Source organism: Staphylococcus ureilyticus (assembly GCF_025558845.1).
In the GTDB taxonomy this organism is placed as follows: Bacteria; Bacillota; Bacilli; order Staphylococcales; family Staphylococcaceae; genus Staphylococcus; species Staphylococcus ureilyticus.
On sequence record NZ_CP094825.1, the window covers coordinates 1,402,251 to 1,422,044 of the forward strand.

Sequence of the window (19,794 nt, forward strand, 5' to 3'; positions counted from 1 at the left end):
ACCTCTAATTCCAAACTCTTGTTACTGTGTAAACATCACCAAGCTGTTTTATTTTATCAACAACTTGATAGACTTCATTTACATTTTTCACCATAACACCAATATTAATGATTGCATTTTTATCAATATCTGAACGACCAGAAACTTTAACTAAGTTACTTTTAGTGGAATTAACGGCTTGTAAAACTTCATTTAATAAACCATTGCGGTCATACGCTGTAACTTCTAAGTCAACCTGATATCGTTGTGTCACATCTTTAGAGCGTACCCATTCGACACTAATTAATCTGTCTTTTTCATTTTTGATATTAGGGCAATCCGTTCGATGCACTTTAATACCATGACCTTTAGTGATATATCCAACAATATCATCACCAGGGATTGGATTACAACATTTTGATAATTTAATCAGTACATTTTCAATTCCTTCAACGTAAACGCCACTATCTGTAGTAATGTCGTCCTTAATGGGCACAGATTTTTGTACTTCTTGTACTGAATTCAACGCTTTTTGTTTGTCTTGAATCCGTTGTTTTTCAGTTAACTTATTTACGATTTGTAAAGCAGTCACGCCACCAAATCCTACTGCAGCAAATAAATCTTCTTCGTTAGAAAAGTTATATTTATCTTTTACAACTTCTATATTATCATCCGTTAAGACTGCATCTACTCGGTAACCCTGATCTTTTATTTCTGCTTCGACCATAAACTTACCTTTTTCAATATTAGAAGATCGATCTTGTTTTTTAAAGAAACTGCGTATCTTACTTTTGGCACTAGAAGATTTAACAATTTTCAGCCAATCACGACTTGGACCGTAAGAGTGCTTACTTGTTCTAATCTCAACGATATCACCGGTTTTCAGAACATAATCTATTGGTTCAATTTTCCCATTGACCTTAGCACCAATCATCTTATTTCCTACCTCGCTATGTACAGCATATGCAAAATCGATTGGCACAGCACCATAAGGTAACTCTATTACATCACTTTCTGGTGTAAAGGCATATACTTTATCGCTTTGTAAATCAAATTTTAAAGTTTCCATAAACTCTTCTGCATCGGTCGTAGTACTATCCGTTTCAGCAAGTTCTTTGATCCAATTTAATTTTTTATTGAAATTTTGTGTTTTCTCAGTAACTTTTTTACCTTCTTTATATGCCCAATGTGCTGCAACCCCATGTTCTGCAATTTCATGCATTTCATAAGTTCTTATCTGAATTTCTAAAGGATCGCCATTGGGTCCAACGACCGTAGTATGTAGAGATTGATACATATTTTGCTTCGGCATAGCAATATAATCTTTAAATCTACCAGGCATAGGTTTCCATAGTGTATGCACAAGACCCAATACAGCATAGCAATCGTTGATTGAATTAACGATGATTCTAATAGCTAATAAATCAAATATTTGATCAAATTGTTTCTTTTGTTTAACCATTTTTCTATAAATACTATATATATGTTTAGGTCTACCATTAATATCGCCGATTATATTCATTTTTCCCATTTCTGTATCTATGCGATTGATAGCATTTTGTATATATTCTTCTCGTTCACTACGTTTTTTCTTCATGAGATTAACGATTCTGAAATATTGCACACTATCAATATATCTAAGTGCTGTATCTTCTAATTCCCATTTAATCGTATTAATCCCTAATCTATGTGCTAAAGGGGCATAGATTTCTAAGGTTTCTTTTGAAATCCTTATTTGTTTCTCTCGTGGCATTGCTTTCAATGTTCTCATATTATGTAACCGATCCGCTAATTTAACAAGAATAACGCGGACATCTTTAGCGATGGCAATAAATAGCTTGCGATGGTTCTCTGCTTGCTGTTCTTCTTTAGAACGATATTTTACTTTTTTTAACTTCGTCACGCCTTCTACGATTATGGCAATTTCTTCATTAAACATGCCTTTTACATCATCAAACGTATAAGGTGTGTCCTCAATCACGTCATGTAAAAAACCTGCAACAATGGTTGGACCATCTAAATGCATTTCGGTTAAAATCCCAGCTACTTGTATAGGATGCATAATATATGGCAAGCCATTTTTACGAAATTGACCTTCGTGTGCCTCATAAGCTAGATGGTAACTTTTCAATACATATTCATAATCTTCTTTTGACAAATATGATTTTGCTTTAGATAATACTTCGTCCACACTGTATGGATATTCATTGTTCACTTAAGACACCCCTATACTAAATATTAATCATGATTAGATACCCAGTATTATTTTATATCGATTGTAACGTATTTTTACGCTATTAGGTCAAATTATGTATAATAGTTATATAATACTACATGTTATTAAATAAATAAATGCGTACCTTTGACAATTGGCAAAATGTAGTTGAATTTTAATTTTTTTAATACACATAAAAGATGTTTCAGTTAATTAATCATAAATACTATTTTAATAAATATAAAGAGCCAAATGAAATCATCTTAAATGTTTTCATTTGGCTTTAAAATTTCGTCAATTATAAATATTATTATTCATCATATGAGATTAAACTCATTACATCATACGCTTTAATTTTTTCAATACCTTTTAAATATTTTAATTCTATAATAAAAGCGATACCTACAACTATACCACCTAATTGTTCAACCAACTTAATTGCCGCTTCAATCGTACCACCAGTAGCTAGTAAATCATCCGTAATCAACACACGTTGCCCTGGTTTAATTGCATCTTTGTGCATAGTTAATACATTTGTGCCATACTCCAAATTATACTCATACCGAATGACTTCTCTAGGAAGTTTGCCTTCTTTTCGCACTGGTGCAAAGCCAATACCCATTGAATATGCGACAGGACAGCCAATGATAAAACCTCTAGCCTCTGGTCCTACAACGACATCAACATCTCGTTGTTTTGCATATTTAACAATTTGATCCGTGGCATATCCATAAGCTTCACCGTTGTCCATTATTGTTGTGATATCTTTGAAGTTAACCCCTGGTTGTGGCCAGTCTGAAACTTCAGATACATATTGTTTTAAATCCATACAAACTTCCTCCTATTATTGTACCAATTCATCTTTTATCCATTGCTTTAAGCGATTAAAATCTTCATAAAGCAATAACTTTTCAACTTCAATTCTATCAATACGACTTTGATAATATTTACTCGAAGCAATGTCACGTTTCGTTGAAACATCTTTTAATTTGATTATACCATCTTCAACTTGAATAAACTCTAAATCCAAGAAAACTTTCAAGATAAATTTAAGCATGTTTGGTTGAATATTTAAAAATTTACTTAGTTGTACGCCTTCATTAGCTAAATTTGTTTCTTTTTTAGTAGCAAGTGCCTTAAAACATTGTTTAAATGTTTCCATTTTTGGCATACCTTCAAAGTATATTGATCTATCATGATTTAACACGAGATATATTTGGGATATATCAACAGTTTTTAATGTTGTTTTTAAATCATTTATAGACGTTGGCAGATCTCTAAAGACGTATTTTTCATAGTTATTACTAATTTCATCACCATAATAATGATAATTTTCACCTAACTTTTCACTTCTTTGATGAATTAAATAAGCAACATCCTTAGCATCAGCTTTTAAATCATTTACTTTGTTTTTACTTCTATAGTCTAAAATCTGTAAATTATGACTCGCTAAATCTTCAATCATAAATTGAGGCGATTGAAATCCATTCCATTCATTAATTTGTAATGTGCCAATGACATTAATAGGTTGTTGTACACCCAATTCTTTTACTAAAGCACCATTTTGCCAAAAAATTGCTTGTAATTGACTTTCACCGATAACGAGTTTCAAATGTTTTTTCTCCTGACCAATGCCTTTAACTTGTTGTACAAGAACGTCTTGTAATTCAAAGCACGGGCTAGTGAAATCTGTGCCAAATGGTCGTAATCTCTGAATATCTTTGATGTTTTGTATCGTAATGTCACTTTCTGAAATCAATACATCAACTTTTTTACGTGGTTCAAGTGAAGTTGTTTTGGCTAATTGTGCCATCCACTCATTTACACTGTTTTGTAGTTGTTGAATATTTTCTATTGGCATTGTGATCCCAGCTGCCATATGGTGACCACCGAATTTTGTAATTAACTGAGAATAATCACTTAAAATTTCAAACATCGACACTTGATCGATGCTTCGAGCTGAACCTTTTGCGTGATTTTGAGCTTCATCTATATTTAAAATTAATGTTGGTAGACTGTATGTTTCCACAATTTTTGACGCTACAATACCAAGTACACCCTCATGCCAATCTGCTTTGGCTAACAATAAAAATTTTGAGCCTTGCTGTACTTGTTCTTCTGCCATTACAAGTGCTTCTTCGGTAATTTGAGACACGATGTCTTTACGCTCTTGGTTAAAAAATTCAACTTGTTCGGCTAAAAACATCGCTTCATCTTCTGTTTCAGTCATTAGTAGCTCTGCAGCAAGTGCAGCATCTTCTAACCGACCAACAGCATTTAATCGAGGCCCTATAATAAACCCGACAGTCTCCTCGTTGATTTCATCATTATAACCTGCTTGGTTAAGTATAGCTTTTATTGATGGCGGACAATATTTATTTAATGATGCTAAACCCTTTTGAACCAATGTTCTATTTTCATCCGTTAAAGATACTAAATCAGCGATTGTTCCAATTGCAACCAAACCTAAAAAATAAACAGGTGGTTCTTCCAATAAACATTGAGCTAGCTTATAAGCAACGCCCGCACCACATAAATATTTAAAAGGATATTCAAACTCAGGATGCATTGGATGGACAATAGCGTATGCATTAGGCATCGTTTTACCAATTTCATGGTGGTCTGTGACAATAACATCAACACCCAAGTCTTGAACCATTTGTATTTCATCATGTCCTTGAATACCATTATCTACGGTTATGATTAAAGATATCCCCTCATCATAGGCATTCTTAAAAGCCAATTCATTAGGACCATAACCTTCAGAAAAACGATTTGGTATATACCAACCTACATGGGCACCAAGTTCTTTCAATGTAGTGACCAATATAGTCGTTGAAGTAACACCATCCGCGTCATAGTCACCATATACTAAAATCTTTTGATTTTGATCTATCGCCACATTGATACGTTCAATAGCTTTTTCCATATCGCTCATCTTCCAAGGATCATGTGTCATTTGGACTCCTTCTAAAAGATTACGAATATCGGTTTCATCTGTAATACCTTTACTTTCCAAAACTTTTTTTACAATAGGAGTTAGCTTTAAATCTGCTGAAATATGATCTGATATTTCAACTTCAGGTAATTTAACGTCCCAATTATATTTTGATTTAATCATACTATTCTCCCTCATTTCCACAAGCAATTATACAAAAGAATCTAAAAAATAAAAAGTAGTAACCTTTAATTCAACCATAACTTAAAACTCCTATTCTTAATAGTTGAATAGTTTATGACATAAATAAATCATTTATCTATGAGTACATGCATAGTCAAAAATTACAATACATTCAATATAAAAAATGACTAATCCGCTTTTGAACTGCACCCTGTCAAGTAGACAGTGAAAAAAACAAAATGTTTATGGCTACCTTATATTTACGATATAAGGGTAGCCATTTTTAATGTTATTCTTTCTTGATTAAAAAATTCTATATATGAATTAATTGCTTTTATTGCTGTAGCCTTGTCTTTAAAAATCACTTTTTTTCTTCCTCTAAACAATTCACTTTTAATAGTTCCCCATACACCTTCCATAGGTCCATTATCTATGCAACATCCTGGTCGTGACATACTTTGTTTTATACCAAGTTGCTCTAACGTAACTTTAAATAATCTGCTTGTATATTGATATCCTCTGTCGCTATGCAAGACTATACCTTCGGTATTCGGCACAAGTTTGACTGCTTTTTTGAGCGTATCTAATACAAATTTATTGTTATTTGAGGTACTTAATTTATGACTGATAATCTGTTTGCTGCCTAAGTCATAAATAGCACTTAAGTAAAGTTTTTTACCATTGCTGAGTTTGAATTCTGTAACGTCAGTTAACCATTTTTTATTTGGGATTTGTTCTTCAAATTTTCTATTTAATATATTATGTGCTGTAATTTCAGGTGTTGTTTTAATATATCGTTTTCTTTTAGGGCGGATAGTAGATTTTAGATTAAGTTGATTCATCAATCTATAGACACGTTTATGATTTACTTTTTGATGTAGTTTAAGTCTTAAATATATGTATATACGACGATATCCATATATGCCTTTGTATTTATTGTAGATATCAACGATATCTTTGATCAATTTTTGGTTTTCAATTTCTTTATTTGATGGTTTGCGATGTAACCATTTATAGTAACTTGAACGTGATATCTTTAATACTGAACATAACCAAGCTATCGGATAAAGGTTTTTAAATGCTTTTACCGTTTGGTATGATGCTTTTTGTCTGATGCCTGTTTCATCAACTTCCTTTCTATTTCTTCTTCCTTTTTTAAAACGTCATTTTCCATTTGAAGAAATTTATTTTTCTCTTTAAGTATCTTAATTTCAGCTTTTAATGCCTCTTCAGGTGTTAATACAGACTGGGGTTTCCCTTTTCCACGTCCATCTTTAAGCCCATCATACCCATGCAAGTTGTACTTTTTTACCCAGTTATATACTTGGCTATAATTGATGTTAAAATGATTTGCTGTTGTCTTATACGATTGACCATGATTCATATAATAATCAACGATTTCCACACGATCTTCAAATGTTAATGATTTATATTTCAATTGATACACCTCGGGTTTTGGAGAATATGTTTTTAATATTTTACCCGATAAATACTTTGAAATCCATTTGTTTACAGTTGAAGTAGTGGGGATATTATATTTAACTACTAAATCAGTTAAAGATAGGCCATCATTTATATATTCGTGCACAACTTTAAGCTTAAATTCATTTGAGTAGGTATTATTTCTCTGAATTGGTAAAAGCACCTTTATTCCATGCTTCTTAAATTTATAATAGTTAATCAATAATGTTCTAGGAGAACAATTTAAATTTAATTTTTGAATTACATTTTTCATACTATATCCTTCTTCATATAAGCTGAAAGCTTTTTGATAAGTTTCAGGTGATAATTTTCTATGAGTCATAAAAAAACTCCCTTCAAAGTTTACATTTTTAAGTGTCTACTTTGAAGGGAGCATATCACTTTTACCACGGATTAGTCATCTATTTTAGAAACGGGCTTTTTCTCTCATACTGATTTATGATTGATTTTTAAGTTAGTACCTATTAGATATTAATTAAACTAATATTTTTTCATCATTTGATTTTTTCTCTTTATATACAATAAGTTTATCGTCGTCTGATTTTTTAAGCTGACGTTTTTTCATTATTCCCCAGAGAGGAACAGCTATAAATACTGATGAGAATACACCAGATATTAAACCAATAAACAATGCTAATGAGAAATTGAAAATACTAGATGCACCAAATGCTAGTAGCGCAACTACAACAATGATAACTGTCAGTACTGTATTGATAGAACGCGTCATTGTCTGACGAATTGATCTATTGACAATATCATCGATTTGTTCAGGTTTCGTAATCACTTTTATTTTATGCAAGTTCTCACGCACCCTGTCAAACGTTACAATCGTATCATTAATTGAGTAACCAATGATAGTTAGCACGGCTGCAATAAATGTAATATCAACTTCTAATCTAAATAGACTGAAAACTGCCACAATCATAAATGCATCGTGTAATAATGCTAGTACAGAAGACAGTCCCATACGCCATTCAAATCTGAAAGTGATATAAATAATGATACCAATGGCAGCATATAATAATGCCATCATCGCATTTTTAGCCAATTCTTGACCTATAACTGGTGAAACAGTATTTACCGTTGGATCATTGCCAAATGATTTATCAATAGTGTTCTTAATTTTTGAAACTTCATCTTTAGATAAATCATTTTTAAATTGTACTGTTGCATTTTTACCATTTTCACCTAAAGAAACTTGTGTAGGTTTAAAATCTTGATCTTCAAGTGTTTTTGTCACTTTCGCTTCAGATATTTTATCTTTTGATTCAAAGTCAACTCTTGTACCACTTGTAAAATCAATACCTAAGTTTAGTTTGAAAATAAACAGTATCACTGCACCGACAATTAAAATTAGTACGCTTAGTGACAACAATGGCTTGGCTAACTTCATGAAATCCCAACGCTCATAAGGTGTTTTTAAATCATGAACTTCCTTACCTTCATTTATATCTGCAATATGATGCTTGTTCACACCAAACAACCAAGATGATTTTTTGAAGAAATTTGAAGAAACAAGCAATGATAGCAACCATCTGGATAAAAATACTGCTGTTACAAAAATCATTAATATGCCAAGTAACAACATCGTTGCGAAACCTTTAACAGAACTTTCACCAAAGAAGAACAATACAGCAGCAGCAATCACAGTTGTAAGCTGCGCATCTACTATGGTTAAGAATGAACTTTTATTCGCTTTTTTGTAAGCTTGTTTGAGCGTTCGTCCAATTTTCAGTTCATCTTTAATCCGTTCATACATGATAATATTCGCATCGACTGCCATACCGACACCCAGCACTAAAGCTGCAAGGCCTGGTAACGTTAAGACACCAGAAATGAAATTAAATGCTACTAATGTTAAGTAAATATAAACAGTAAGTGCAATAACAGCTACTAATCCTGGTAAACGATAGAAACCTAACATAAATAAATAAATAACTGCAATACCAATTGCCGCAGCAAATATGGTTTTATCTAATGCATCTTGTCCAAATTGTGCACCTACTGAATTAGAGTAAATTTCATTTAAATCTACAGGTAATGACCCGGAATTTAATAAATCAGCAATTTGTTTTGCTTCTTCAATCCCTTTTTCACCTTTAAATCCACCAGAAATTTCCACACTATCTGAATTGATAGGTTTGTCAACTGAAGCAGCAGACACGTATTTTGGATCTTTTTTATTCATTTCTTTATGGTAAGTATCACCTTTTTCGTGATCTAACCATACAACCATGACATTTTCATCTTTTTTTGAAATTTCTTCTGTTACTTTTTTAAATTTATCACTATCTTTTAATTTAAAAGTAACCGCGGGCTGATTCGTATTTTGTTTGAATTCTTGTTTCGCTGAACCCTGTTGTATATCTTTACCCGTAAGTTTGATGTTGTCATCAGCATCACGAATCGTTAAATTAGCTTGTGATGATAAAATTTCTCTAGCTTGAGATTGATTTTTTATACCTGCTAATTGTACACGGATTCTATTTTTATCTTCCACTTGAATTTTAGGTTCAGAAACCCCTAAAACGTTCACACGGTTTTCAAGTGTTTTTGCTGTGGCTTTGACAGCTTTATCATCAATTTTATCTCCTTTTTGTAAAGGATCAACTTGATATAAAACCTCAAAACCACCTTGTAAATCTAATCCGAGGCTGACATTTTTAACTACATTTTTATATGTAAGTCCTATCCCGCCTAACAATAGAACCACAAGTAATATAAATGCAACTATTCTACTACTCTTCTTCACTTGAACACCTCATTGTAAGCTTATGTTATAATTTTTACAGAATTCAATCGCCATCTTTATCATTTACTCGACGATTAAACTTTTTCTCAATAACCTTACATATTTTAACACATTACATGTAGTGTAAAAACAAACTTAACTTATTTGTAACTTCTTTTTAAATGTAAGTGTTATCAATTGTAATGATTACTTAAGCTATATAAAATATTTGCTTTTGTCTATCTTTCATTATAACACCAACTATATCTTTAAAGTCCAATATCTTTAGGTTTTGTTAAACAAAAAACGAACTGATAGTATATATCAGTTCGTAATTATAACGTGATTTATGAAGGATCAACTTGTTTAATAGCTGGCTTTTCTAGAGTAATTTCTGTACCGTTGCCATTTAAAGTTAATACAACTGTAGTTTCGTCAACGCTACGTACAGTTCCTTTAATGCCACCTATAGTCGTAACGTGTTGTCCAGATGAAATCTGACTAATCATTTCACGATGCTCTTTAGCCTTTTTCTGTTGTGGTCTAATTAAGAAGAACCACATTAATACTAATAATAATATCGGTAATATCAATGAAGTAAATTGCATATAGTTATTGCTCCCTTTTAAAAGTTTTTTGGGTTTTCTACATTTAGTCCATACTGTTCAAAAAATTCTTCTTTAAAATCAAGTAAACGATCATCACGAATAGCTTGTCGGATGTTTTCCATTAATTTCAGCAAGAAATGTAAATTATGATAAGTAGTAAGACGGATACCAAAAGTTTCTTCTGCTTTTATTAAATGCCTTATGTATGCTTTACTATAATTTTTACAAGTATAGCAGTCACAATTATCATCAAGTGGACCTAAATCTTCAGCATATTTAGCATTTTTTATAGTAACACGGCCATGTGAAGTCATACATGTACCATTACGTGCAATACGCGTAGGTAATACACAATCAAACATATCCATACCTCGAATGCTACATTCTATTAATGCATCTGGCGAACCCACACCCATTAAATAGCGCGGTTTGTCTTTAGGCATAAATTGTTGTGTATGCGAGACCATATCATACATTACTGGCTTTGGTTCTCCAACAGATAAACCTCCAATTGCATATCCAGGAAAATCCAACGCCACTAACTCTTCAGCGCTTTGTTGACGTAAATCTTTATATTCTCCACCTTGGATAATACCAAATAAAGCTTGATCTTCGGGTCTTTGATGCGCTTGTAAACATCTAGCAGCCCATCTACTTGTTCTTTCGATTGAATCTTTTACATATTTATATTCAGCTGGCATAGGTGGACATTCATCAAATGCCATCATAATATCTGAACCAAGGTCATTTTGAATCTGCATTGATTTTTCAGGACTCAAGAATAATTTCGAACCATTAGTATGATGACGGAATTCAACACCTTCTTCAGTAATTTTTCTTAAATTACTTAAACTAAATACTTGAAAACCACCTGAATCTGTCAGTATTGGACCATTCCAGTTCATGAACTGATGTAATCCCCCACTCTTTTTGATAATATCATTTCCTGGTTGCAACCACAAATGATATGTATTTCCTAATATTATTTTTGCTTCCATCTGATGCAATTCTTCAGGACTCATCGTTTTCACTGTGGCTTTGGTTCCAACAGGCATAAACATTGGTGTTTCAAACGATCCATGAGGTGTATGCACGATTCCTAATCTTGCTCCAGATTGTTTACATGTTTTTATATGTTCATACGTTACAGCTGGCATACAAAAACTCCTTTCGTTTCATTCCTATAAAATTAACATTGCATCGCCGAAACTAAAAAATCTATATTCCAATTTGACTGCCTGTTGATAGGCGTTCAGTAAGTAATCTCTTGAACTAAATGCAGAAACTAACATAACTAATGTGGATTTCGGCAAGTGAAAGTTGGTAATTAATCCATCTATCGCTTTAAATTTAAAGCCAGGATAGATAAAAATATCAGTCCATCCACTGTCTGCTACAAAATTGTTACGTGATTGCATGATTGTTTCCAATGTTCTAGTAGAAGTCGTACCTACTGAAATAATACGATGCCCATTTGATTTTGTATGGTTTAGTAAATCTGCCGTATCTTGATCCATCTGATAATATTCACTATGCATTTCGTGATCATCTATATTTTCAACACTCACAGGTCTAAATGTACCTAATCCAACATGCAAAGTAATGAATGCGATATTAACACCTTTAGCTTGCAATTGCTCAAGTAGTTTATCGGTGAAGTGAAGTCCAGCTGTAGGAGCCGCCGCCGATCCGGATGCTTTTGCATAAACGGTTTGATAACGATCTGGGTCATCCAAACGCTCTTTAATGTATGGAGGTAAGGGCATTTCGCCTAATTCATCCAAGCGCTCTTGTAATATACCTTCATAGTTTAAACGCATGATTCTTCCGCCTTGATCTAATGTTTCGATACATTCAGCTACTATTTTGCCTTCACCAAAAGACAATTTGTCTCCTACTTTAATTCTTTTTGCTGGTTTCAATAAGACTTCCCAGTCATTATCTTCGAGTTGCGTTAGCATCAGCATTTCCACTTTTGCACCTGTTTCTTCTTTCAAACCAAATAAGCGTGCAGGCATGACTTTTGTGTCATTAAGTACTAATGTATCTCCTGCTTCTAAATAATCAATGATATTTTTAAAGTGTTTATGCACAATATTTCCAGTTTTTCTACCAAGCACAAGCAATCTACTCTCATCTCTAGTTTTTAGAGGCGTTTGAGCGATTAATGATTCTGGCAAATGATAATCAAATGCTTCAATATCCAAAACTATTCCTTCTTTCCATTCTTACTAAAATGTTCATAAGCATAAGCTGTCGCTCTACGCCCTCTTGGTGTACGTTCAATAAAACCTTTTTGTATTAAAAATGGTTCGTAAACATCTTCTATTGTGACACGTTCTTCTCCAATAGAAACAGCAATTGTATCTAAACCTACTGGGCCACCTTTATATTGTTCTAGGATGCAGTTCATCATCTTATGATCAATATAATCTAATCCTTCATCATCTACTTGTAACAATGCTAGTGATTGTTTTGTCGTATCAATACTAATCAATTCATCTTCTTTAACTTGTTGAAAATCTCTTACGCGTTTTAACAGTCTGTTCGCAACTCTCGGTGTACCTCTACTTCTTTTCGCAAGTTCAATTGCACTTTCATCATCAATAGTCGTACCTAATACTTCTGCGGTGCGTATTATAATTTCTTTTAATTCATCTTCTCTATAATATTCTAATCTCAGATGAACACCAAATCGATCACGTAAAGGCGCAGTTAAGCTTCCTGCTCTGGTTGTAGCACCTATCAATGTAAAAGGCGGCAAGTCTATACGTATACTTCGCGCTTCTTCTCCCTTACCTATTACAATATCAAGAAAGAAATCTTCCATTGCTGGATATAAAACTTCTTCCACAACACTACTTAACCTGTGTATTTCATCGATAAACAACACGTCTCCAGGTTGTAAACTAGACAGAATGGCTGCTAAGTCACCCGGTCTTTCAATAGATGGGCCAGATATGGTTCTAATATTAACTTCCATTTCATTCGCGATGATATTGGATAAAGTTGTCTTGCCTAATCCAGGGGGGCCAAATAATAGCACATGATCTAACGGTTCTTTCCTAATTTTAGCTGCTTTGATAAAAATTTCTAAATTTGATTTAATCGTTGACTGTCCTATATATTGGCGTAATCTTTCTGGTCTTAAAGATAACTCAAATGATGATTCATCTTCATGCATAGATTGATCTACCATTCTATCATCCATTTGTAATTCCCCCTTCTTAAAATTTCAACAAACTTAAGCTATGAGCAATTGTAAACCACGCTTCACTGCATCGTCTATTGAGTCAAAAGATTCTTTATTTAAAGTTTTTTCAACTTTATTTAACTCTCTCTTAGAATAACCTAGCGCTTCTAAAGCTAGTAACGCTTCTTTAACAATAGCAGAATTTTGCTGATCATCATGTTCTACATTAAATAAGTGACTGCTATCTTCCTCAGTTATTTGTACTTTACCTTTAAGATCTAAAACAATTTGACGCGCTGTTTTTTTACCTATACCTGGGAATTTTGTTAAATAAGCATCATTTTCATTCTCAATTGCAACTTTCACTTCATTTGGTGAGCTACTAGCTAAAATTGCTAATGCTGATTTAGGACCGATGCCTGTCACTTTAATTAAACTTAAGAACATGTCTTTTTCCTCTTGATTAATAAAGCCATAAAGCAGCTGTGCATCTTCTCTTACAATCAATGAAGTATGGATCAAAATCTCTTGATCTTTATATTTTTGAAATCGATATGAGTTTGGCGTTTGAATCTCATAACCTACACCTGAAGCTTCTAAGACTACATGAGTAGGATTTAAAACAGTTAAAGTTCCTTTAATATATGCGTACACAGTCACACTTCCTTATATAGTCATACTAATGAGTTCAACATTAGAAATATGTTCAATCTTTTTCAATGAATTTATAACTTCATCTATTTCTAAATCTGTGTCTTTACCATCTAATGATAGTGTAATGGTAGCTCTACCGTCCATCGGTATACTTTGATGAATCGTCAGCACTGACAAATCTAATTTAGAAAGTGTATTTAAAACTTTAGCTAACATACCTATGATGTCATTTACATACAATATCAATGTAAACTCTCTTGTTTCCTCTAATTTTTCGTCAACTGGAAATATCGTGTCTCGATATTTATAAAACGCACTGCGGGATAAATCGAATTGCTTCACTGCTTCAAATATGGACAATGATGGGTCATTTTTCAAAACTTCTTTGATTTGTAAAGTTTTAACCACTGATTCAGGTAAAACATCTTCACGAATTAAATAAAACTTTTTATTTTCATTTTTGTCCATATCAAGCACTCCTATTCAACAAATTCAAATTCTCCACCAAGTATTCTTACAATATCTCCATTTTCACAACCACGTTCACGTAGTGCATCGTCAATACCCATTGAACGCATTTGACGCGCAAAACGTCTAACGGCTGGATCACTATTAAAGTCAGTCATTTTGAACATTCTTTCTATGGCTTTACCACTCACTACGTAAGCAGCATCATCGTCTCTTGTAATCGTAAATGCATCCTGACTAGGCGTGTGTTTATAGACAACTCTATTAACACCCAAATCTTCTTCTTCCTTATTAAAATCTACATCTTTAACTTCTTCTAGTGTATCAGCAATAGCATATAATAATTCATCAATATTGTCGTGCATTACCGTAGACAACGGAATAATACGTACACTGGTATCATTTAATTGTTCTTTAAAAATAGTTAGATTATCTTCTGCATCGGGGATATCCATTTTATTAGCAACAACTATTTGTGGTCGATCTTCTAATCTATGTTCATAAGCTTTTAATTCTTCATTAATAATTTGATAATCTTCGTAAGGATCTCGACCTTCTGAACCACTCATATCAATCATATGCACAATTACTTTGGTTCTCTCAACGTGTCTTAAAAACTGATGACCTAATCCGATACCTTCAGAAGCGCCTTGTATAAGACCAGGTAAATCCGCCATCACAAAACTTCGATGATCTTTGGTAGAGACAACACCTAAGTTAGGTTTAATCGTCGTAAAATGATAAGCTCCAATCTTTGGTTTTGCTTTAGAAACTGTTGATAGTAATGTAGATTTCCCAACACTTGGGAAACCGACTAAACCAACATCTGCAAGTAGTTTTAATTCCAAAGTAACCTCAATTTCTTCACCTGGTTCACCATTTTCACTAAAATCTGGTGCAGGGTTTCGTGGAGAAGCAAAGCGTGAATTCCCACGACCACCACGACCGCCTCTAGCAACTGTAGCACGCTGTCCATTCTCTACTAAATCTGCTAATACTTCTTCAGTTTCAACACTTTTAATGATTGTACCTGGTGGCACTTTTAATACTAAATGCTCAGCGTTTTTCCCGTGCATATTACTACTTTGGCCACCTTCACCTCTTTTAGCTTTGAAATGTGTTTGATATCTGAAATCTAATAACGTTCTTAGACCTTCATCTACTTCGAACACAATTGAAGCTCCGTTACCACCATCACCACCAGCTGGTCCACCAAATGGTACGTATTTTTCTCTTCTGTATGCAGTTATGCCATTACCACCATCACCAGCTTTAAGTGATATTTTAACTTGATCAACAAACATGATTTCACCTCTTTTTTACTAAATTTAATTTACATATCTTGTATATTATAGCATTTTCTAGATAACTAGAAAATAAAGACAAAAATAAACACCAGAAGTCATCACTTCTGGTGTTAACATTAACAAAAATTACTCAGCAGCTGCGTATACAGATACTTGTTTTTTGTCTCGACCTTTACGTTCGAATTTTACAACGCCGTCGATTTTAGCGAATAATGTATCGTCGCCACCACGACCAACATTTTCACCAGGATAAATTTTAGTACCACGTTGACGGAACAAAATAGAACCGCCAGTAACGAATTGACCATCCGCACGCTTAGCACCTAAACGTTTTGATTCAGAGTCACGTCCGTTTTTTGTAGAACTTACCCCTTTTTTAGATGCGAAGAACTGTAAGTTTAATTTTAACATTTGGTTGCACCTCACTTATAATTTAATCTAATATTTTCTTTGTATTCTTCTTCAATTGTCTGCAAAGAGACTAACATTGCCTGAAGAATTAATTGCGCTTTTTCGTTATGTGTATCGACACTTCTAACATGGAAGTATCCACCGTCATCACTATAGTCAATGTCGGGTTTCTCGGTTGTTAATCCCATTATAGCATTAACACTACCGAAAATAACTGCAGATGCTCCTGCACATACAATGTCATAACCATACTCTCCATGTTCGGCATGACCATCCATGACAACGTCTGTTACTTGGCCCGAATCATTTAATGTAACATCTACTTTAATCATAATTATGCGTTGATTTTGTCGATTGTTAATTTAGTGTATGGTTGACGATGACCTTTTTTACGTTTAGAGTCTTTACGACGTCTATAAGTGAATACAGTAATTTTTTTACCGCGACCTTGTTTGTTTACAGTAGCAGTAACTGTTGCACCTTCAACTGTTGGCGCACCAACTTTAACTGAATCTCCACCTACAAATAATACTTTATCAAAAGTGAAAGAATCACCTTCATTTACGTCTAATCTTTCAACGAAAATTTCTTGTCCTTCTTCAACTTTTACTTGTTTTCCACCTGTTTCAATAATAGCAAACATACTTTGCACCTCCTATAATTTAAGTCACGCCAAAATCAGGTGACATCACTGTACTTGAACCTGAATTTGAGCGGTTGTATGTAGCTAGAAACTACTCAACTACTGCATTTTAGCATTACAATCTTTTACTGTCAATCTTCAATTGGATTTTTTTGAGAAATTTTGTTATTAGCGGATACAAAATAATTAATAAAATAAAGTTAAGTATAAACGTCGGTAACATTCTAAAAATCACAAATTCAAATAAATTAAATTGAACTAATCCTAAAGCACTATATATAATTGCTACATAAATTTCTAACACGAGTGTACTCAACAATACGATTGTAAATAGCATCGAATGATCTCGATAAAATACTTTGAAGAAAAAATCCATGATGACAACTAATAAAATATAACCAAATAAATATAGTCCGTAAAAACTTCCATAATATAAATCGGTAATTAATCCTAAGACAATTGAGAAAACCATTGCTACACCAAAACCTCTATAGACACTCATGATTAAGATGTACATTATCGTTAAATGAGGCACGAAGATGATTTCATTTCCAGAAATTTGCATAGGTATCACTAGTGCAATTGCAGTATCAATATAAAAAAGAATGATACCAATAAGAAAGTAGTAAAACGTACGCATTAATTATCACCACTTTCAGTATCAGGCACCGTATTAGGGTCTCTTTTAGCAACATAAACATGGCTTAAATCAGCTAAATCAGTACCAGTTTTCACTCTAACTTCTTTAGATAAGCCATACTCATCATTTTCAACTTTTGCTACTTCACCTATGTATAACCCTGTTGGAAGCTGATCAGCTAATCCACTTGTAACTACTTTATCTCCTTTTTTTAAACTGTCTTTATTGTTTATATCAGATATTACTAGCTCTTCAGTTTTAGCATCATAATGGTCTATGAGACCAAACACATTTTTGTCATCATGTTGAATATTGACAGATAAGCGATTCGCCCTTGTATTTGTTGATATTAAATCTACTTGTGAAGAGAATTGATTCACTTTAGAGATACGTCCCACTAATCCATCAGAAGTCATTACTGCCATATTATTTTTGATGCCATCTTTTGCACCCTGATTAATCACTAATGTATTCATCCACTGATCAGGATTTCTTGAAAGAACTGTGCTTGAAATTGGATCAAATTTAGATATATCTTCAATATCTAATTCTTTTTTATACTTTTTATTTTCTGATTTTAACCTTTGATTTTCTGCTTCTAACTGTTTTATTTCACTTGATTGCTTTTTCGAGTCGCCATTAGAAAAAATACTATTGATAGATCCAGTAACAAAGTGGACTGGATAACTCACAGCTTTTTGACCAAAAGCAACCGTATCTCCCACATATTGTTCAACATGTGATTGTGATTGTGAGCGTAATGACACACCAATCAAGGCTATAAACACAATGATTGCACATAATATAACAATCAATTTGTTGTTTCTAAAAAACTTTGACAACCTAAACACCTCTATTAACCAACTATTTTATCTTCTTCTTATCATTTTATATTACTACTAAAACGAAATAAAGCACGAACATAAAGAATATAGAACAAAATTTATTTACCGATTTAAATATGAAGATAAGTTTATTATATTTTATATTCAAACATTGTGATAACTTGTATTATAGCAGTAATTATATAGAATAGTGTATTATTTAGTATTGATTTTAACACATCAATTAATTTTTATAATAGGCAACTAAAAATAACGTCAAAGTAACCCATTATTCATTTAAATAAATATCCAACCGCATAAAAAAAGAACGAGTCAAAATCAATCATATCCAAATCGACTTTAAAACTCGTCCTGCTTATTTATCCAATTTATTTTTAAAAATCTAAGAAATACTTAGAAGCAGTGTAAACTGCTCTTACATACACATTCGATTAACTTTTAGTACTTGATTTAAATGAATCTAATTTTTTTCTTCATCTGATGATGTTTTAGAGTCGTTAGACTTACTAGATTCTTTTTCATCTTCTTTATAAAGCGTTTCTTCTTTACGCCAACGTGCAAATAAATTTTGTGCTTTTGCTTGTTCGTCTGCTTTTTTTTCATTAGATTTTTCGCTCATTATAAACACCAACCTTTTCTTATTACTTATATAAGGCTAACTTATTTATTAAAAGAATTCAAATCCATTACTCATAATTTGATGCTGGCTTTAATTCTATATGTTCACCTAACTGATTAAGGTCTTGATTCATCTCTATTTCAGTTTTATAAACTCTCATAGAATCAGAACCAAATTTATATATAATAAATTCATCGCCACGTTGCCCAGCCAAATAAGAGTCGTTATATCCCATTCTTTCAATACCAGTTACTGACATAAACTCTCGTTTATCAATCCAATTAAACATATTCTTCGTTTGACTTAGTGGAACGTTATTTAAAATATCATTATCTTCCACTGAATATCTTTGTCCACCTGTTAGATGCCCTTTATTTGCGCTATTATTTAAGGATGATTCATCATTGTGCATTGGATTCCAATCTTGGTCTTTTAAAAAAGGCGCGTATTTGAGTGCGAAAAATACAATTACTATAATGGCAATAATAGCTATAATATTCTTTATAATGCTAAATATGAATCGCATGAACCATCCTCCTATTTTATTCATCAAAATTATAGTATGTTTAATAAAGTTTATCATCAGACTATAGGTGTATTTATATTTTAACTATAGACCGATGTATGTTTCATGCATTAATATTAAACTATATTAAAAGGAGTGAATAGACAATGAGTATTTTATCTATAATCCTGCTTGCACTCTTAGTTATCTTATTATTTAGAGTAGGTTTATCTATTTTAAGATTTTTAATCTATGTTGGCATAATTGTATTATGTATTTACCTAGGATACCAAGGCATTCTTTGGTTAATGGAAAATTATAATCAATTTTTCAGTTTTATAAATTAAAATTTTAGCGCTTATAGACATTGATG

20 protein-coding genes and 1 other annotated feature are annotated in these 19,794 nt (G+C 32.6%); of the genes, 1 reads left to right on the forward strand and 19 read right to left on the reverse strand.

Annotation, left to right across the window (positions count from 1 at the left end; all coding sequences use genetic code 11):
• Window positions 1–4: 4 nt before the first annotated feature.
• From MUA21_RS06910 to MUA21_RS07005, 19 genes are all read right to left on the reverse strand, one after another.
• Window positions 5–2,194: a RelA/SpoT family protein gene (locus MUA21_RS06910; protein ID WP_262560923.1), complete on the reverse strand. Its 2,190-nt coding sequence runs from the start codon at window positions 2,192–2,194 to the stop codon at window positions 5–7.
• Between the two features lie 310 nt (window positions 2,195–2,504).
• Window positions 2,505–3,023, reverse strand: a complete 519-nt coding sequence (locus tag MUA21_RS06915) for an adenine phosphoribosyltransferase (protein WP_046208094.1) — start codon at window positions 3,021–3,023, stop codon at window positions 2,505–2,507.
• A gap of 15 nt (window positions 3,024–3,038) precedes the next feature.
• Window positions 3,039–5,315: a single-stranded-DNA-specific exonuclease RecJ gene (gene recJ / locus MUA21_RS06920; RefSeq protein WP_262560924.1), complete on the reverse strand. Its 2,277-nt coding sequence runs from the start codon at window positions 5,313–5,315 to the stop codon at window positions 3,039–3,041.
• A 260-nt stretch (window positions 5,316–5,575) separates the two neighbouring features.
• Window positions 5,576–7,119, reverse strand: a protein-coding gene (locus MUA21_RS13345) for an IS3 family transposase (protein ID WP_438873787.1) whose coding sequence is annotated in 2 segments (ribosomal slippage) — window positions 5,576–6,442 and window positions 6,445–7,119 — 1,542 coding nt in all. Because the reading frame shifts where the segments join, the coding sequence is not laid out codon by codon here.
• A 153-nt stretch (window positions 7,120–7,272) separates the two neighbouring features.
• On the reverse strand, window positions 7,273–9,549 hold the full coding sequence (gene secDF / locus MUA21_RS06935) for a protein translocase subunit SecDF (RefSeq protein ID WP_262560925.1): 2,277 nt from the start codon (window positions 9,547–9,549) through the stop codon (window positions 7,273–7,275).
• A gap of 326 nt (window positions 9,550–9,875) precedes the next feature.
• Window positions 9,876–10,136, reverse strand: coding sequence for a preprotein translocase subunit YajC (yajC, locus tag MUA21_RS06940; RefSeq protein WP_019468514.1), 261 nt, complete (start codon window positions 10,134–10,136; stop codon window positions 9,876–9,878).
• Between the two features lie 17 nt (window positions 10,137–10,153).
• Window positions 10,154–11,293 (reverse strand): tRNA guanosine(34) transglycosylase Tgt, encoded by a 1,140-nt coding sequence (tgt, locus tag MUA21_RS06945; RefSeq protein WP_262560926.1) that lies wholly within the window; start codon window positions 11,291–11,293, stop codon window positions 10,154–10,156.
• Window positions 11,294–11,317: 24 nt separating this feature from the next.
• A complete protein-coding gene (queA, locus tag MUA21_RS06950) occupies window positions 11,318–12,343 on the reverse strand; it encodes a tRNA preQ1(34) S-adenosylmethionine ribosyltransferase-isomerase QueA (protein ID WP_262560927.1) in 1,026 nt (341 codons plus the stop codon).
• 2 nt (window positions 12,344–12,345) lie between these two features.
• Window positions 12,346–13,347, reverse strand: a complete 1,002-nt coding sequence (ruvB, locus tag MUA21_RS06955) for a Holliday junction branch migration DNA helicase RuvB (RefSeq protein WP_262560928.1) — start codon at window positions 13,345–13,347, stop codon at window positions 12,346–12,348.
• Window positions 13,348–13,380: 33 nt separating this feature from the next.
• Window positions 13,381–13,983, reverse strand: a complete 603-nt coding sequence (gene ruvA / locus MUA21_RS06960; RefSeq protein WP_070658660.1) for a Holliday junction branch migration protein RuvA — start codon at window positions 13,981–13,983, stop codon at window positions 13,381–13,383.
• A gap of 12 nt (window positions 13,984–13,995) precedes the next feature.
• A complete protein-coding gene (locus MUA21_RS06965; RefSeq protein ID WP_046207921.1) occupies window positions 13,996–14,451 on the reverse strand; it encodes an ACT domain-containing protein in 456 nt (151 codons plus the stop codon).
• An 11-nt stretch (window positions 14,452–14,462) separates the two neighbouring features.
• Window positions 14,463–15,755, reverse strand: coding sequence for a GTPase ObgE (gene obgE / locus MUA21_RS06970; protein WP_064208870.1), 1,293 nt, complete (start codon window positions 15,753–15,755; stop codon window positions 14,463–14,465).
• Between the two features lie 129 nt (window positions 15,756–15,884).
• Window positions 15,885–16,169, reverse strand: a complete 285-nt coding sequence (gene rpmA / locus MUA21_RS06975; RefSeq protein ID WP_019468507.1) for a 50S ribosomal protein L27 — start codon at window positions 16,167–16,169, stop codon at window positions 15,885–15,887.
• An 11-nt stretch (window positions 16,170–16,180) separates the two neighbouring features.
• Window positions 16,181–16,501 carry a ribosomal-processing cysteine protease Prp gene (locus MUA21_RS06980; protein WP_064208869.1) on the reverse strand — a complete coding sequence of 107 codons (321 nt, stop codon included), beginning with the start codon at window positions 16,499–16,501 and terminating at the stop codon, window positions 16,181–16,183.
• A 2-nt stretch (window positions 16,502–16,503) separates the two neighbouring features.
• Entirely contained in the window at window positions 16,504–16,812 is a 309-nt protein-coding gene (gene rplU / locus MUA21_RS06985) for a 50S ribosomal protein L21 (RefSeq protein ID WP_046207924.1), read from the reverse strand.
• Window positions 16,813–16,824: 12 nt separating this feature from the next.
• Window positions 16,825–16,898: a sequence feature (ribosomal protein L21 leader region), on the reverse strand.
• Window positions 16,899–16,927: 29 nt separating this feature from the next.
• Window positions 16,928–17,452 carry a rod shape-determining protein MreD gene (gene mreD, locus MUA21_RS06990; RefSeq protein ID WP_046207925.1) on the reverse strand — a complete coding sequence of 175 codons (525 nt, stop codon included), beginning with the start codon at window positions 17,450–17,452 and terminating at the stop codon, window positions 16,928–16,930.
• Complete coding sequence (gene mreC, locus MUA21_RS06995) at window positions 17,452–18,294, reverse strand: rod shape-determining protein MreC (RefSeq protein ID WP_262560929.1); 843 nt, start codon at window positions 18,292–18,294, stop codon at window positions 17,452–17,454. Before mreC ends, mreD begins: the two co-directional genes overlap by 1 nt.
• 463 nt (window positions 18,295–18,757) lie before the next feature.
• On the reverse strand, window positions 18,758–18,916 hold the full coding sequence (locus tag MUA21_RS07000) for a hypothetical protein (protein WP_164987239.1): 159 nt from the start codon (window positions 18,914–18,916) through the stop codon (window positions 18,758–18,760).
• Between the two features lie 67 nt (window positions 18,917–18,983).
• Window positions 18,984–19,442, reverse strand: a complete 459-nt coding sequence (locus MUA21_RS07005) for a DUF4930 family protein (RefSeq protein WP_262560930.1) — start codon at window positions 19,440–19,442, stop codon at window positions 18,984–18,986.
• A gap of 146 nt (window positions 19,443–19,588) precedes the next feature.
• Between MUA21_RS07005 and MUA21_RS07010 the strand changes: the two genes are divergently transcribed.
• On the forward strand, window positions 19,589–19,768 hold the full coding sequence (locus MUA21_RS07010) for a hypothetical protein (RefSeq protein ID WP_019468500.1): 180 nt from the start codon (window positions 19,589–19,591) through the stop codon (window positions 19,766–19,768).
• The last annotated feature ends 26 nt before the right edge of the window (window positions 19,769–19,794 follow it).

Bases quoted from the DNA above. Each gene is read 5' to 3' on its own strand.
- MUA21_RS06915 (WP_046208094.1), bottom strand. From the start codon at position 3,023: ATGGATTTAAAACAATATGTATCTGAAGTTTCAGACTGGCCACAACCA.
- recJ (WP_262560924.1), bottom strand. From the start codon at position 5,315: ATGATTAAATCAAAATATAATTGGGACGTTAAATTACCTGAAGTTGAA.
- yajC (WP_019468514.1), bottom strand. From the start codon at position 10,136: ATGCAATTTACTTCATTGATATTACCGATATTATTATTAGTATTAATG.
- tgt (WP_262560926.1), bottom strand. From the start codon at position 11,293: ATGCCAGCTGTAACGTATGAACATATAAAAACATGTAAACAATCTGGA.
- ruvB (WP_262560928.1), bottom strand. From the start codon at position 13,347: ATGGATGATAGAATGGTAGATCAATCTATGCATGAAGATGAATCATCA.
- MUA21_RS06965 (WP_046207921.1), bottom strand. From the start codon at position 14,451: ATGGACAAAAATGAAAATAAAAAGTTTTATTTAATTCGTGAAGATGTT.
- obgE (WP_064208870.1), bottom strand. From the start codon at position 15,755: ATGTTTGTTGATCAAGTTAAAATATCACTTAAAGCTGGTGATGGTGGT.
- rpmA (WP_019468507.1), bottom strand. From the start codon at position 16,169: ATGTTAAAATTAAACTTACAGTTCTTCGCATCTAAAAAAGGGGTAAGT.
- MUA21_RS06980 (WP_064208869.1), bottom strand. From the start codon at position 16,501: ATGATTAAAGTAGATGTTACATTAAATGATTCGGGCCAAGTAACAGAC.
- rplU (WP_046207924.1), bottom strand. From the start codon at position 16,812: ATGTTTGCTATTATTGAAACAGGTGGAAAACAAGTAAAAGTTGAAGAA.
- mreD (WP_046207925.1), bottom strand. From the start codon at position 17,452: ATGCGTACGTTTTACTACTTTCTTATTGGTATCATTCTTTTTTATATT.
- MUA21_RS07000 (WP_164987239.1), bottom strand. From the start codon at position 18,916: ATGAGCGAAAAATCTAATGAAAAAAAAGCAGACGAACAAGCAAAAGCA.
- MUA21_RS07005 (WP_262560930.1), bottom strand. From the start codon at position 19,442: ATGCGATTCATATTTAGCATTATAAAGAATATTATAGCTATTATTGCC.
- MUA21_RS07010 (WP_019468500.1), top strand. From the start codon at position 19,589: ATGAGTATTTTATCTATAATCCTGCTTGCACTCTTAGTTATCTTATTA.